The 14,905-nt window shown below is 75.1% G+C and carries 12 protein-coding genes; 6 read left to right on the top strand and 6 right to left on the bottom strand.

The features are described from left to right. Positions 1-92: 92 nt before the first annotated feature. From ACGFS9_RS25655 to ACGFS9_RS25645, 3 genes are all read left to right on the top strand, one after another. Entirely contained in the window at positions 93-1,391 is a 1,299-nt protein-coding gene (locus ACGFS9_RS25655) for a sensor histidine kinase (protein WP_393256509.1), read from the top strand. Further along, positions 1,388-2,083, top strand: a complete 696-nt coding sequence (locus ACGFS9_RS25650) for a response regulator (protein ID WP_393256507.1) — start codon at positions 1,388-1,390, stop codon at positions 2,081-2,083. Before ACGFS9_RS25655 ends, ACGFS9_RS25650 begins: the two co-directional genes overlap by 4 nt. Before the next feature lie 82 nt (positions 2,084-2,165). After that, on the top strand, positions 2,166-3,407 hold the full coding sequence (locus ACGFS9_RS25645; RefSeq protein ID WP_393256506.1) for a cytochrome P450: 1,242 nt from the start codon (positions 2,166-2,168) through the stop codon (positions 3,405-3,407). Between the two features lie 79 nt (positions 3,408-3,486). On the opposite strand, the gene ACGFS9_RS25640 is transcribed toward ACGFS9_RS25645, so the two are convergent. Both ACGFS9_RS25640 and ACGFS9_RS25635 read right to left on the bottom strand, forming a co-directional pair. Then, positions 3,487-5,088 carry an ABC transporter permease gene (locus ACGFS9_RS25640; protein ID WP_393256504.1) on the bottom strand — a complete coding sequence of 534 codons (1,602 nt, stop codon included), beginning with the start codon at positions 5,086-5,088 and terminating at the stop codon, positions 3,487-3,489. Beyond that, the gene (locus tag ACGFS9_RS25635) at positions 5,085-6,080 is read right to left on the bottom strand and encodes an ATP-binding cassette domain-containing protein (RefSeq protein WP_393256502.1); all 996 of its coding nucleotides are present in this window, start codon (positions 6,078-6,080) and stop codon (positions 5,085-5,087) included. Before ACGFS9_RS25635 ends, ACGFS9_RS25640 begins: the two co-directional genes overlap by 4 nt. Before the next feature lie 103 nt (positions 6,081-6,183). Between ACGFS9_RS25635 and ACGFS9_RS25630 the strand changes: the two genes are divergently transcribed. Next, entirely contained in the window at positions 6,184-6,678 is a 495-nt protein-coding gene (locus tag ACGFS9_RS25630) for a GbsR/MarR family transcriptional regulator (RefSeq protein WP_393256500.1), read from the top strand. A gap of 38 nt (positions 6,679-6,716) precedes the next feature. On the opposite strand, the gene ACGFS9_RS25625 is transcribed toward ACGFS9_RS25630, so the two are convergent. Continuing rightward, a complete protein-coding gene (locus ACGFS9_RS25625) occupies positions 6,717-7,580 on the bottom strand; it encodes a diacylglycerol kinase family protein (protein WP_393256498.1) in 864 nt (287 codons plus the stop codon). Between the two features lie 199 nt (positions 7,581-7,779). Here ACGFS9_RS25625 and ACGFS9_RS25620 point away from each other — a divergent pair, with 199 nt between their 5' ends. Continuing rightward, the gene (locus ACGFS9_RS25620) at positions 7,780-9,066 is read left to right on the top strand and encodes an adenylosuccinate synthase (protein WP_393256497.1); all 1,287 of its coding nucleotides are present in this window, start codon (positions 7,780-7,782) and stop codon (positions 9,064-9,066) included. 237 nt (positions 9,067-9,303) lie between these two features. Here the strand turns inward: ACGFS9_RS25620 and ACGFS9_RS25615 are convergent, their stop codons facing one another. The 3 genes from ACGFS9_RS25615 to ACGFS9_RS25605 form a co-directional block, all read right to left on the bottom strand. Continuing rightward, positions 9,304-9,954 (bottom strand): hypothetical protein, encoded by a 651-nt coding sequence (locus ACGFS9_RS25615; protein ID WP_393256496.1) that lies wholly within the window; start codon positions 9,952-9,954, stop codon positions 9,304-9,306. 110 nt (positions 9,955-10,064) lie between these two features. Next, on the bottom strand, positions 10,065-10,760 hold the full coding sequence (locus ACGFS9_RS25610; protein ID WP_393256495.1) for a GntR family transcriptional regulator: 696 nt from the start codon (positions 10,758-10,760) through the stop codon (positions 10,065-10,067). Positions 10,761-11,118: 358 nt separating this feature from the next. Then, a complete protein-coding gene (locus ACGFS9_RS25605; protein WP_393256494.1) occupies positions 11,119-12,477 on the bottom strand; it encodes an aspartate aminotransferase family protein in 1,359 nt (452 codons plus the stop codon). A 313-nt stretch (positions 12,478-12,790) separates the two neighbouring features. Here ACGFS9_RS25605 and ACGFS9_RS25600 point away from each other — a divergent pair, with 313 nt between their 5' ends. After that, positions 12,791-14,788 carry a protein kinase gene (locus tag ACGFS9_RS25600; RefSeq protein ID WP_393256493.1) on the top strand — a complete coding sequence of 666 codons (1,998 nt, stop codon included), beginning with the start codon at positions 12,791-12,793 and terminating at the stop codon, positions 14,786-14,788. The last annotated feature ends 117 nt before the right edge of the window (positions 14,789-14,905 follow it).

Raw genomic sequence — 14,905 nt, 5'->3', positions numbered from 1 at the left:
ACCGGCCGGGGCGTGTAGTACCTGAGGCGGACGGCCGAGGACCCTCCTCGCAGGTGACGACGCCGGCCCCGCCGCCGCCTACCGTTTCGGACGTGACCGACACCAGCCACTCCACCCCGGAGTTCCGCCTCGTCGAGGACCTGCGGCAGGACATGTTCCGCGACGTCCTCGCCTACCGTCCGCTGCCCCCCGCGCGCGGGGACGGCCCCGTGACCCGCCGGCTTCCCGGCACCCTGCGCGCCTGCGCGGCCTGGGCCCCGCACGCGGCGGTGGTGGCGGCCGGCCTGGTGGCGATGGCCGCCGGCTACACGTCCGTCGGCGGCGACGGCCTCGACGCGCTGCTGTGCGGCCTGCTCGCCCTGCTCCCGGTGGTGGCCACGCTGAGCCGTCCGATCGGCGCGTTCTGGCTCTCGATCGGCGCGGCCCCGGTCACCGCCCTGCTCGGCGGAGCACAGGACTGGCCGTGGGCGCCGGGCAGCTTCATCGCGCAGGTGGCGGTGATGACCGTCGTGGCGCTGCGCAGCCGCCCCCGGGTGGCGGCGTGGATGTGGCTGCTGACGGCCGCGTACGGCCTGGTGACCCCGGCCGTGTTCGGGGGCGGCACCTACGGTTCCAACACCTTCCCCCTGCTGTTCGTCTCCGCGCTGGCCCTGCTCGTCGTCACGGTCCGCACCGTGCGGCGTGCGGCCGAGCAGGAGGTGACCGCGCACCGGTCGCAGACGCGGGCCGAGCGCTCCCGGCGCACGCTGCTGGAGGAGCGGACGACGATCGCCCGCGAACTCCACGACGTCGTCGCGCACCACATGTCGGTGGTCGCCATCCAGGCGGAGGCGGCGCCCTACCGCGTGCAGGACCCGCCGCCGGAGCTGGAGCAGGCGTTCGTGACGATCCGGGAGAACGCCGTGGCGGCGCTCACCGAACTGCGCCGGGTCCTGGGCGTGGTGCGGGCCGAGGACTACGCGGCCCCGGACGCCCCGCAGCCCACGCTCGCCGACCTCGACGCCCTCCTGGCCAACGTGCGGGAGGCCGGTCTGACGGTGGAGAAGGCGGTCACCGGCGCGGTGCGCGACCTTCCGCAGGGGGTCGAGCTGTCGGCGTACCGGATCGTGCAGGAGGCGCTGAGCAACGCGCTGCGGCACGCGCCGGGCGCGCCCGCCCGGGTGGAGATCGGCTACGTCCTCGCGGGACTCGGGCTGCGCGTCGTCAACGGGCCGGCGCCGGCGGCGACGCCGGAGAAGTCGCCGCACGGGGCGGGCCACGGGATCACCGGCATGCGGGAGCGGGTCACGATGCTCGACGGCGCGATCACGGCGGGCCGGACGGACGACGGGGGCTACGAGGTGGCGGTGTTCCTGCCGGTGCCGGCCGCCGAGTCCGAGGGGACGCCGTGAGGGCCGGGGCGCCGGGCGGCGGCGCCGGCACGATCCGGGTCCTGGTCGCCGACGACCAGATGATGGTCCGCGAGGGCTTCTCCGTCCTGCTCGGCGCCATGCCGGACATCGAGGTGGTCGGCGAGGCGGTCAACGGCCGCGAGGCGGTGCATAGGGTGCGGGAACTGGCCCCGGACGTCGTCCTGATGGACATCCGCATGCCGGAGATGAACGGTATCGAGGCGACGCGGGAGATCGTCGCGGCGGACGGCGCCGCGAAGGTGCTGGTGCTCACCACGTTCGACCTCGACGAGTACGTGTACCAGGCGCTGCGCGCCGGGGCCTCCGGCTTCCTGCTCAAGGACGCCTCGGCCCGCCAACTGGCCGACGGGGTGCGGGTCGTGGCCGCCGGCGAGGCGCTGCTCGCCCCTTCCGTGACCCGGCGGCTGATCACCGAGTTCTCGAAGCTCGCGGACGCGCCCCGGATGCCGGCGGCGGCGCACGCGGCCTACGGGGACCTGACCGACCGGGAGACGGAGGTGCTGGTGCTCATCGCGCAGGGGCTGTCGAACGCGGAGATCGCCGAGCGGCTCGTGGTGGCGGAGTCGACGATCAAGACGCACGTGAGCCGCGTCCTGGTGAAACTGGGCCTGCGGGACCGCACCCAGGCGGCGGTCTTCGCCTACGAGGCCCGGCTGGTCACCCCCCGCTGAGGTGCCCGCGGGCCCGCCCGCCCCGGACATCGGCCCCGGTCGGGCCTGTTCAGCCGGGGTCCGGTCGGGCTAGCGTCCGGTCATGGCAGCTTTGGAGACGTCCACCGCGCAGACCCCGGCCCCCGCGGGCTTCGACCCGTGGGACCCGGCGTTCGTGGCGGATCCGTACCCGGCGTACGAGGAACTGCGCGCGCGGGGCCGGGTGCACCACTACGAGCCGACCGACCAGTGGCTGGTGCCGCGGCACGCGGACGTGTCGGCCCTGCTGCGGGACCGCCGGCTCGGCCGGACCTACCGGCACCGGTTCACCCACGAGGACTTCGGCCGGACGGCGCCGCCGCCGGAGCAGGAGCCGTTCCACGTGCTGAACGACCACGGGATGCTGGACCTGGAGCCCCCGGACCACACGCGCATCCGCCGGCTGGTCTCGAAGGCGTTCACCCCGCGCACGGTGGAGCGGCTGAAGCCGTACGTGGAGGGGCTGGCCGGTGAGCTGGTCGGGCGGCTGGTGGACGCGGGCGGCGGCGACCTGCTGACCGACGTGGCGGAGCCGCTGCCGGTGGCGGTGATCGCGCAGATGCTGGGCATCCCGGAGTCCGACCGCGCGCCGCTGCGGCCCTGGTCGGCGGACATCTGCGGGATGTACGAGCTGAACCCCCCGGGGGAGACGGCGGCGCGCGCGGTGCGGGCGTCGGAGGAGTTCACCGCGTACCTGCGGACGCTGATCGCGGCGCGCCGCGAGAAGCCGGCCGACGACCTGATCTCGGGGCTGATCGCGGCGCACGACGCGGGCGACCGGCTCACCGAGCAGGAGATGATCTCCACCTGTGTGCTGCTGCTGAACGCCGGGCACGAGGCGACGGTCAACTCCACGGTGACCGGCTGGTGGAACCTGTTCCGGCACCCCGGGCAGCTGGCCCGGCTGCGGGCGGACCACACCCTGATCGGCTCGGCCGTCGAGGAACTGCTGCGCTACGACACCCCGCTCCAGCTGTTCGAGCGCTGGGTCCTGGACGACATCGAGATCGGCGGGACGACGGTGCCGCGGGGCGCCGAGATCGCGATGCTCTTCGGATCGGCGAACCGCGATCCCGAGGTGTTCGCGGCCCCGGACACGCTGGACCTGGCCCGGGCGGAGAATCCGCACATCTCCTTCAGCGCGGGCATCCACTACTGCATCGGCGCCCCGCTGGCCCGCCTCGAACTGGCGGCGTCCATGAGCGCGTTGCTGACCCGGGCTCCCGGACTGCGGCTCGTCGAGGAGCCGGTCCGCGCACCGGGCTTCGTGATCCGGGGCCTGCGGGGCCTGCGGGTCGAGGTCTGACCCGCGGGAGGCCGGGCCCGCCGAACCGGGTCCGCCCTCCGGGGCGGCGCCGCGCGCGGGGCCCGGCCCGTCGGTGGCTTCAGGCCGTGAGGTCCCTGCGCCGCAGGCACAGCAGTCCCGCGGCGGTCAGGGCGGCCGCGAGGGCGCCGAGGACCGCCGGCGGTGTCCAGGCCATGGGGCCGCCGGGCAGCCGGGGCAGGTGGCCGTAGGGGGAGAGGTCCAGGACGGTCTGCGGGACGCCCAGGGCGGGGCCGATCCAGCCGAGCAGCAGGGCCAGACCGGCGGGGGCCCATGCGAGGGGTGCGAGCCGGGGGGAGAGCCCGTACAGCAGGACGGCGAGGCCGCCGAGCGTCCACACGGCGGGGACCTGGGCCAGGCTGCCGCCGAGCAGGGGGCCGAGGTCCGATCCGTGGCCCAGGGCGAGCCCCAGGCCGCCGCAGAGCAGGACGAGGACCGCACCGCCGAACGCCGGCACGAGGTGGCCGGCCGCCCAGCGCAGCCGGCCGACGGGGGCGGCGAGCAGGGCTTCGGCGCGCTGAGCGGTCTCCTCGGTGTGCAGGCGCAGGACGGCGGAGACGATGTAGAGGGCGGCGACCATGCCGAGCAGGGACACCATGGCGGCCAGGAAGGCGTCGGTGACCCCGCCCCGGCCGCCCATGTGTTCGATGATCTCGCGGGTCCGGTCGTTGTCGCCGACCAGGTCCGCCGCTCCCCGGGCGATGGCGCCGAAGGCGGCGCCCGCGGTCAGGAATCCCAGGCTCCAGCCGAGGACCGCGCCGCGGTGCAGCCGTCGGGCCAGCGCGCCTGCGGTGCCGAGCCGCCCGGCCGCCGGTCCGGGCCGGCCGGGGAAGAAGCTCATGCCGAGGTCACGGTGCCCGGCGAGGACGTAGGCGAGGGCGCCCTGTGCGGCGACGGCGGCGGCGAACAGCGCGAGGACCCACCAGCGTTCGCCCGCGAAGGCGCGGACGTTCTCCAGCCATCCGAGCGGGGAGACCCAGGTGCCCACCGCCGATCCGTCCTCGCTCGTCGCGTCGCCCGCCGCCCTCAGCACGAAGGCGGCTCCGAGCAGCGCGCCCGTGAGCCCCCTGGCGAGCCGGGCGCTCTCCGTCAGCTGGGCCACGACGGCGGCCAGCGTGGCGAAGACCATGCCCACCGAGCCGACGGCCGATCCGACGGCCAGGGCGCCGGAGACGCCTTGCGCCGCCAGGCCGGCCGTGACGAGCAGGGCGAGGGCGCCGTCGGCGACCAGAGCCGCGAGGAGCGCCGCGGTCAGCGGGGCGCGTCGTCCGACCGCGCCGGCCGAGACGAGTTCCTGCCGGCCGCTCTCCTCCTCCGCGCGGGTGTGCCGGACGACCACGGCCAGGCTCATCACGGCGGCGAGCACACCGGCGAGCACACCGGTCCGCCAGACGGCGAGGGCGCCCAGCGAGTCGCCGAAGACCGGCCCGTAGGTGGCGCGCAGCGAGCCGTTGGCGAGCACCTGCCGGGCGATGCCGGCGCGGTCGGCGGGCGTGGGGTAGACGCTGCTCAGCGCGGGCGGCGACGACAGCAGGAGCAGGCCGGTCACGGCGATCCACAGCGGTGTGGTCAGCCGGTCGCGGCGCAGCGCGCAGCGCAGCAGGATGCCGGTGCCGGCCGTCGGCCGGCCGCCGGTGCGGCCGGGGGCCGTACCCGCGGTCACCGGGGGCCCGCCCCGTCGCCCGCGGCGGGCGGCTCGCCGGACGGGGCCCGGTAGTGCCGCAGGAACAGGTCTTCCAGGGTCGGCGGGGTGGCGGTGAGGGACCGTACCCCGGCGTCGGTCAGCGAGCGCAGGACCGTGGTGAGGTGCTCGGTGTCGACCTGGAACCGGACGGTGCTGTGGACGCCGTCCGGCGGCGGGGCGGGGTCGGACGCGATGTCGAGTCCGTGCACGCCGGGGAGCGCGGCGAGCGCGCCGGGGGGTCCGGCGAGGTCGGCGCGGACGTCGGTGCGGGTCAGGTGGCGCAGCTCGGTCAGCGAGCCGCTCTCCACGGTCCGGCCGTCCCGGATGATGCTGACGCGGTCGCAGAGTTCCTCGACCTCGCTCAGCAGGTGTGAGGAGAGCAGGACGGTGCGCCCCCGGTCGCGCTCCTCCCGGACGCAGGTGCGGAAGACCTCCTCCATGAGCGGGTCGAGACCGGAGGTGGGTTCGTCGAGGATCAGCACGTCGAGGTCGGAGGCGAACGCGGCGACGAGGGCGACCTTCTGGCGGTTGCCCTTGGAGTAGGTGCGGCCCTTCCTGGTGGGGTCCAGTCCGAAGCGCTCGACGAGGCGGGCGCGGCGTACCGGGTCGAGGCCCCCGGACCCGGCACGGCGTCCGCCGCGGGTGCGTGGCCGCTGGTGCAGCCGCCCGTACAGGTCGATGACCTCGCCGCCGGTGAGGTTGCGCCACAGGGTCACGTCGCCGGGGACGTAGCCGATGCGGCGGTGCAGTTCGACCGCGTCGGTCCACGGGTCCCGGCCGAGCATCCGCACGGTGCCGGAGTCGGCCCGCAGCAGGCCGAGCAGCACCCGGATGGTGGTGGACTTCCCGGAGCCGTTCGGGCCGAGGAAGCCGTGCACCTCGCCGGCGGCGACGTCGAGGTCGAGCCCGTTCAGCGCGTGCGTCCGGCCGAACGCCTTGTGCAGTCCGGAGATGCCGATGGCCTTCGTCATGGTCCAGAACGTACGCGTACTTCAGAAATTTGTGAAGATACGGAAGGGGGTGAATCCCGGATACACTCGACCGCGGTGTCCGAGCAGGGGAGATGATCGACCGATGGCGGAGCCGACCGGGTGGGAGCGTGATCCCGAGGCGGTCTCGCGGTTCGTCGAGGGATTCGCGGCGCAGCTGGTCGAGGCGGGGATGCAGCGGATGCCCGCACGGGTCTTCGCCGCACTGCTGGCCTCCGACGAGGGCGCGCTGACCTCCGCCGAACTCGGCGAGCAGCTGCGGGTCAGCCCGGCCGCCGTCTCCGGGGCGGTGCGCTATCTCGCCCAGCAGCACATGGTCGCCCGCGAGCGGGAACCGGGGTCACGGCGCGAGCGGTACCGGGTGCACAGCAACCAGTGGTACGAGGCGCTGACCAGGCGCGACGCCGTGCTCAAGCGCTGGGAGCAGGCGCTGCGCGCCGGTGTGGACGGCCTCGGCTCCGCCACCCCGGCGGGCCGCCGTCTCACCGAGACCCTCGCGTTCTTCGAGTTCGTCGACGGCGAGATCGCCGCGATGATGGACCGCTGGCGCGCCCACCGGGAGCGGTTGTTCGGCGGCTGACGCCGCGGATTGCTCGGCGGCTGACGCCGTGCTCCGCCTCACCGCGCCGCGGGCAGCGTCAGCCCCCATGCCGACTCCCGCACCGTCCACGTCCGCGTCCGCACCGGGCCGCTCACCACCGAGTCGGCCCGGTAGCGGAAGTCCGCGCCGGAGACCGTGAGCCGGTGCCCGGTCAGCCGGAGCGGGGCCGCCGCGGCCCCCACCGACACCGGGCGGACCTCTATCTCGGCACCGGTGCCCGCCGCCCCCGGGGTCACCGACACGTCCTCCACCGGCTGGTCCAGGTCCACCACGCACACCCCGTCGACCTCGATCCGCAGCCGCGACGGCCCGCGCACCGGGTCCGGAGCCGGCCGGGCCGGCCGGGAGGCCAGGGTGCGCACCAGCGACTGGCAGGTCCGCAGCCAGGGATGCGCCTCCGGCTCGCCGGGAGCCCCGGCCGGCACCGGGGCCGGCGCGGCGGCCGGCCGGGCCGCCGCGGACGGGATGCGCAGCGCGCCCAGCACCACACCGTCGCTGTCGTCCACCAGCAGGTCCAGGCGGCGTTCGGCGCCGTCGAGGACGGTCCGGGCCGCCGCGACCGCGCCCGCCGGCACGCCGAGGGCGCGGGACAGCGCCAGGGCACCGCCCACGGGCACGAGGGACAATCCGCATCCGGCCAGCTCCCGCTGCCGGTGCAGCAGCCCCACCGCCCGCAGCAGGGCGCCGTCGTCCCCCACCACGACGGGGCGCCGCGCGCCCCGGCGGATCAGCGCCCGGGCGAATTCCTCCGGCCCCTCCGGAAGGCACACCTTGGTGGCCGCACCCGCGCTGAGCACGTCCTTCGCGATGCGCACGGACTCGCCGTCCGTCCGTCGGGCGACCGGGTCGATGACCACCAGAAGCCGGTCGGAAGCCGCCACCTCGGTCCTGCCTCGCTTCCTCGGGTAGCATCTTTGTGCAAGAGCCCCTTGCGCTATTGCGCCAGGGGCTTCGTCTATTCCGGGGCATCCGGTCGGACGGTCGCGGCCAAAGGTGGTCGCCGGTGCACTCGGCTGTGCCCAGAAGCAGCCGCGTACGCCCCGACCTTGGACATGCCCCGCCCGGAAGGGGTGTACGCCTGTGCCCGCACTTGTGCTGCTCGGTGCTCAGTGGGGTGACGAAGGCAAGGGAAAGGCCACCGACCTGCTCGGTGGATCCGTGGACTACGTGGTGCGCTACCAGGGCGGCAACAACGCCGGCCACACGGTGGTCGTGGGCGATCAGAAGTACGCCCTCCACCTCCTCCCTTCCGGAATCCTCTCACCCGAGTGCACTCCGGTGATCGGCAACGGAGTCGTCGTCGACCCCTCGGTCCTGTTCTCCGAGCTGAACGGACTGAACGAGCGCGGTGTCGACACCTCCAAGCTCCTGATCAGCGGAAACGCTCACATCATCACGCCGTACAACGTCACCGTGGACAAGGTGACGGAACGCTTCCTCGGGAAGCGGAAGATCGGCACGACCGGGCGCGGGATCGGCCCGACCTACGCGGACAAGATCAACCGTGTGGGCATCCGCGTGCAGGACCTCTACGACGAGTCGATCCTCACCCAGAAGGTCGAGGCGGCGCTGGAGGTCAAGAACCAGCTGCTCACCAAGCTGTACAACCGGCGCGCCATCGAGGTGGAGCAGGTCGTCGGGGAGCTGCTGGGGTACGCGGACCGGCTGAAGCCGTACGTCGCGGACACCGTGCTGGTCCTGAACCAGGCGCTGGAGCAGGACAAGGTCGTCCTCTTCGAGGGCGGCCAGGGCACGCTGCTGGACATCGACCACGGCACGTATCCGTTCGTGACGTCGTCGAACCCGACCGCGGGCGGTGCCTGCACGGGTGCGGGGGTCGGCCCCACCAAGATCAGCCGGGTCATCGGCATCCTCAAGGCGTACACCACGCGGGTCGGCTCGGGGCCGTTCCCGACCGAGCTGTTCGACGAGGACGGCGAGGCCCTGCGCCGCATCGGCGGCGAGCGCGGTGTGACCACCGGCCGCGACCGGCGGTGCGGCTGGTTCGACGCGGTCATCGCCCGCTACGCGACCCGCGTGAACGGCCTGACCGACTTCTTCCTCACCAAGCTGGACGTCCTGACCGGCTGGGAGGAGATCCCGGTCTGCGTGGCGTACGAGATCGACGGCCGGCGCGTCGAGGAACTCCCTTACTCGCAGACGGACTTCCACCACGCGAAGCCGATCTACGAGACCCTTCCCGGCTGGTCCGAGGACATCACCCAGGCGAAGACCTTCGCGGACCTGCCGAAGAACGCCCAGGCCTACGTGAAGGCGCTGGAGGAGATGTCCGGCGCCCCGATCTCCGCGATCGGCGTGGGCCCGGGCCGCGACGAGACGATCGAGATCAACTCGTTCCTCCAGTAGGGGACCGCGCGCGATCGGCGCCCTCGGCCGGACTCCCGGCCGGGGGCGCCGCCGTGTCACCGCTCCGGGGGGCCGGGCGGGACCGACCTGACCGGGGCTTGACCGGGAGATGGGGTGTTCCTGGTTCCCCGGGCGCCCACGGGGGACCACGCTCTGCGCGGGCAGTGACGCCCCGGCCCCACCGCCGCCGGCACCCGCCTCCTCCCCGGCGGGTGCCGGCGGCGGGGCGGGTCCGGCTCAGCTGAAGATGATCATGGAGCCCTGGGCGAGGCTGCGGGTCGCCGCCGCGTGCAGGCCCAGCCAGACGTGGCGTTCGCGGGCGAAGGGGCTCGCGTCGTAGGGGGCGGGCGCGGCCGGCTCCTCCAGCTCCGTGGGGGCGCTCGGGGGCTGCGGCGGGGCCGGCGGGTTGGCCGGGTCGATGCCGATCGCGGCGGCCACGAACTCGAGTTCGCGCAGCAGGGCGTGCGAGGAGCCCAGCGGGCCGCCGCCCGCGAGGAGTTCGTCGTTCGCCAGCGGATGCGGGAAGTCCACGGGGACGTAGGCGCCCGCGTGGTCGTAGTGCCAGACCAGGTGGGACTGCTGGGCGTTCGTCTCGAACATCTCCAGCAACTGCTCGTAGTCGCCGCCCAGTTCGTCGACCGGTGTCACGGCGAGACCGCACATCTGGAGGAGGTAGGCGCGGCGCAGGAAGTGCAGGGCGTCGTAGTCGAACCCCGCGACCGGGGCCACGTCACCGGAGAGGCCGGGCATGTACGCGTACACCGGGACGGGCGGGAGCCGTGCCTCGGCGAGCACCTTGTCGTAGAGCGCGAGTTCCTCGGCGAAGGGGTTGTCGGGGGTGTGGCACAGCACGTCGACGAGCGGGACCAACCACAGGTCACAGGCCAACAGACGGCTCCTCTTGCTCCATGGATGCACGGTGGTCAGGGCAGCGTAATGCGCGGGGCGGTCCTGTGAAGGGGGCCGTACGCAAGTGGGTACCCGGCGCACCGGTGGGTTCATTCCGCGTCGAGGTGCTCGATCAGGGCGAGCGCGTGCGCGTTGTACGCCGCCACGATGGCCCGCGCGGTGGCGGGGTCGCGGCGGGCCAGGGCGTCGACGAGGTCGGTGTGGCCCGACCACAGGTGGCCCTTGAGATCGGTGACGCGGCGCAGGTGCTGGACCGTGCAGACCCAGGACTGCACCCGCAGCCGGTGCAGGAAGTCGCCGAGGTAGGGATTGCCGTACAGGACGCTGAGTTCCCGCCAGAAGCGCAGGTCGTAGCCGATGAGGATGTTCAGGTCGCCGGCGCCGGCGGCCCGCCGGGCCTCCTCGCCGCGCCGCCGGACCGCCCCCAGGGCGGCGAGCGCGCGGGGGTCGTCCGCCTGGCGCATGCCGTTCGCCGCGAGGGCCTGGAACATGCCCTCCGTGACCAGGCCGCGCGCCTCGATCATGCCGCGGTAGTCGGCGGCGGAGTACTCGTGCACCCGGAAACCGCGGTGCTGGTCGGCGTCCAGCAGCCCCTGGGCCGACAGGTCGACCAGGGCCTCGCGGACCGGGGTGGCCGAGACCCCGTACTGCTCGGCGATCTCCTTGACCGTGAACTCCTGGCCGGGCTGGAGGCGGCCCCCCAGCACCTCGTCGCGGAGCGCGTCCGCGATCTGCTGGCGCAGGGTGCTGCGGGTCACGCCGCCCGCGCGGCCGGTGCCGGCCATGGTGGTGGTCTCACTCCCCGTCGCACGTCCCTCTGAGCAGGCCACCATACGCGCTGGGGCCCGGAGGGCCGGTCCGCGGGCGGCGCGGCGCACGGCGGGGGTGCCGGGGGCCCGCCACCCCGCCGCCCGCGGACCAGGCCGACGGGCGCGCGGGACCCCCGCGTCCGGCCGGTCGGGGCACCGGGGCGTGGTGCGACGGTCCCTCCCGTTCGCCCGGAGGGCGGGCCGCGCGGCGTCGGCCGCGTGCTCTCGGCGGGCCGGACGGAAGCCCTCGTACGGGATGTACCGGGGCTCTCGCCCGGTGCGGCGAGCGTGTGTGCAGGGCGCCGCACGGCACGAGGGACCTTCGCACCGCGCCCTACCGGACCGTGTGCTCGTCGGCGGCCGACAGCGCCTCGTCCAGCGCGGCCAGCCCCTCCTTCGCCTCGGCCTCGGTGATGTTGCAGGGCGGCACGACGTGCGTGCGGTTCATGTTCACGAAGGGCCACAGGCCGCGGGCCTTGGCCGCAGCGCCGAAGGCGGCCATCGGCGCGTTCGCCTCGCCGGCCGCGTTGTAGGGCACCAGCGGCTCCCGGGTCTCCCGGTCCTTCACCAGTTCCAGCGCCCAGAAGACGCCCGTGCCGCGCACCTCGCCGACGCTCGGGTGCCGCTCGGCCAGCTCGCGCAGCCCCGGTCCGATGACCGTCTCGCCGATGGACGCGGCCTGGCCGACGATGCCCTCCTCCTCCATCACGTTGATCGTCGCGACGGCGGCGGCGCAGGCCAGCGGGTGCCCGGAGTAGGTGAGCCCGCCCGGGTAGGGCCGCCGGGCGAAGGTCTCGGCGATCTCCCCGGAGATCGCCACGCCGCCCAGCGGGACGTAGCCGGAGTTCACGCCCTTGGCGAAGGTCATCAGGTCGGGCGTCACGTCGAAGTGCTCGGCGGCGAACCACCTGCCGGTGCGCCCGAACCCGGCCATGACCTCGTCCAGGACGAAGACGATGCCGTACCGGTCGCAGATCTCGCGCACGCCGGCGAGGTAGCCGGCCGGCGGCGTCATGATGCCCGCGGTGCCCGGGATCGTCTCCAGGATCAGGGCGGCTATGGTGCCCGGCCCCTCGAAGGCGATCGTGTCCTCCAGGTGCTGGAGGGCGCGGTCGCACTCCTGCCGCTCGCTGTCGGAGTGGAAGGGGCTGCGGTACAGGAACGGCGCCCAGAAGCGGACGACGCCGGCCGCGCCGCTGTCGTTGGGCCAGCGCCGGGGGTCGCCGGTGAGGTTGATCGCGGTGGAGGTGGCGCCGTGGTACGAGCGGTAGGCGGAGAGCACCTTCGGGCGACCGGTGTGCAGCCGGGCCATCCGCGTGGCGTTCTCGACGGCCTCCGCGCCGCCGTTGGTGAAGAAGATCTTGTCCAGGTCGCCGGGGGTGCGCTCGGCGATCAGCCGGGCCGCCTCGGAGCGGGCCTCGACGGCGAAGGCGGGCGCGAACGTCGACAGGGTCGCGGCCTGCTCCTGGATCGCGGCGACGACCTTCGGGTGCTGGTAGCCGATGTTGGTGAAGACGAGCCCGCTGGTGAAGTCCAGATACCGCTTTCCGTCGTAGTCCCAGAAGTACGACCCCTCGGCGCCTGCGACGGCGAGCGGGTCGATGAGCTCCTGCGCTGACCAGGAGTGGAACACGTGCGCGCGGTCCGCGGCCTTCACTGCGGCGCCGGCCTGGGGGTTGGGCTGAGGGGTCATGCGCGCAGCGTAGGTGTCCGCGCGGCGGACGCGGTATCGGCGTCCTGTCTGTGGACGCGGCCTTTCCGCGACAGTCTGTCGGGCCTCGCGGCCGCTCCCGGGGGACGGGCCGCGCCGGCGGCCCGGATCGTGCCCGCGGAGCGGTGGGAGGGCGCCGGGCGGCGGGGCGGCCGGGGGTCGGCCCGGCACGGGCCCGCCGTCACCGGACCGGCACGATCCGTGACGCCGCGGTGCCGCCGTGACGGCCCGGCGGCACGCGGGGCCGCACTATCCTCGGGCTGTTGCACACACACGGGGGAGGGTGGGCGCTGCCATGGAGAAACTGGGGGCGGGGGACCCGCGGCAGATCGGCGCGTACCGGCTGCTGGCGCGGCTCGGCGCCGGCGGCATGGGACAGGTGTATCTCGCCCGGTCCGACCGGGGCCGCACCGTCGCCGTCAAGCTCGTGCGCGCCGAACTCGCCGAGCAGGAGGAGTTCCGGGCCCGCTTCCGCCAGGAGGTGCAGGCCGCGCGGCGCGTGGGCGGGCACTGGACCGCGCCCGTCCTCGACGCGGACACCGAGGCCGTGATCCCGTGGGTGGCCACCGGCTACGTCGCCGGCCCCTCGCTGGAGACCGTCGTCGGCCACGACCACGGCGCGCTGCCCGAGCGGTCGGTGCGCATCCTCGCCGCCGGGCTCGCGAACGCGCTGAAGGACATCCACGCCGCCGGGCTGATCCACCGCGACCTCAAGCCCTCGAACGTCCTCGTCACCATCGACGGTCCCCGGGTCATCGACTTCGGTATCGCCCGCGCCCTGGAGACGGTCACCGACGGCGGCCTCACCCGCACCGGAGCGCTCGTCGGCTCGCCCGGTTTCATGGCCCCCGAGCAGGTGCGCGGCGACCGGGTCACCGCCGCCTGCGACGTGTTCTGCCTCGGCTCGGTCCTGTCCTACGCCGCCACCGGGGCCCTGCCGTTCGGGGCGTCCGGCAGCGGGGCGCACGCGATGATGTTCCGCATCGTCCAGGAGGACCCCGACCTGACCGGGGTGCCCGAGAGCCTGGCCGACCTCGTGCGCGCCTGCCTGCGCAAGGACCCCGCCGCCCGTCCCGGCCTCGACGAGATCCTCGCGCGCACCGGCGCGCAGGACACCGTCGCCGGCGGACGCACCCGCGACCCCTGGCTGCCCGCCGCGCTCGTCGCCCAGCTCGGCCGGCACGCCGTGCGGCTGCTGGACGCCGAGGACCCGGACGAGCGCCCGGCGCCCGCCGGCCCGCCCGGCCCGGTCCGGCCTCCCGGGCCCGGTCTCCCGGCCGCGGACCCGTCGCCGTCCGCCGCGCCGGTCGCGCCCGGCGCCCGACCGGCGCGCCCGTCGGCGCCCCCGGGGTCCGCCGCCGACGCGCCCTCCGGCGCCTCCCCCGAACACGCCCCCGCCCCGCCCGAGGACGGGACGGCCGCGCCCGGTTCCGGCGCCGGGCCGGCCGACCGCCCTCCCACGCTCGTGGCGGGAGCGGGGACGGCGTCCGGTCCGGCCGGTCCGCCCGCCGCGTACGGCGGTCCGCAGCAGCACCCGCAGCCCACCGGCCAGGACCCGGCGCATCCCGCGTACGGCGGTCCGCGGGGCGGCTGGGGCGGCCCGCCCGCCGCCGGACCGTTCGGCGCGACACCGCCCCCCGGCTCCACCACCCCCTACGCCCCCGGCCCGCCCTTCCCGTACGCCCCCGCGGCCGGTGCGCGGGAGCCCGCAGCGCGCAGCGGCCGGTCCACCGCGTTCCTCGTCGTCGTGGCCGTCGTCGTCGCGCTCGGTGCGGGCGGCAGCGTGTACGCCCTGATGCAGGGCGGCGGCAGCGGCGGCACCGACGACGGCAAGGCGTCACCGGCCGCCTCCGCGGGGCCCGCCTCACCGGACGGGGGCGGCTCGCCCGCGCCCTCCGCCGCCTCCGGCTCGCCGAGCGCGGCGGCCGCCGCCGACGGCACCGTCCCCGACGCCTTCCTCGGCACCTGGGACGCCCGCATCGACAACGCCACCGGTCACAACACCCGCCGGCTGACCATCCGGCAGGGCGAGGCCGGTGACCGCGTGCTCACGCTCACCGCGGACGGCCCGGCCGGCAGCGGCACCTACCACTGCGTCTTCCAGGCGCCCCTCACGCGCGCCCCGGCGGCCGGCGGCCCGCTGGAGATCGGCCCGTCCCAGGTCACCTCGGGCGAACCGCGGTCGGCGTGCTCGCCGGGTGCCGCCTCCGAGATCACCGTCCTGCCGGACGGCCGCCTGCGCCGGCTGAACACGGCCTCCGGCGAGTCGCTCACCTACGCCAGGAGCGGCTGACCGCCGCCGCGGGCGGCCCGCGGGCGGCGTCCGTTCGGGCGGGCGGCCCGGTCCGCGCGCGCCGGGAGTCCGCGGCGGGGCCCGGCGGGCCACCTGGCCCGCACCGGCCCGCCGCAC

The sequence above is a fragment of the Streptomyces sp. NPDC048566 genome, from assembly GCF_043199735.1.
Taxonomy (GTDB): Bacteria; Actinomycetota; Actinomycetes; order Streptomycetales; family Streptomycetaceae; genus Streptomyces.
Note: the sequence above shows the minus strand (reverse complement) of the source record. Positions and strands in the feature narration are given on the sequence as shown.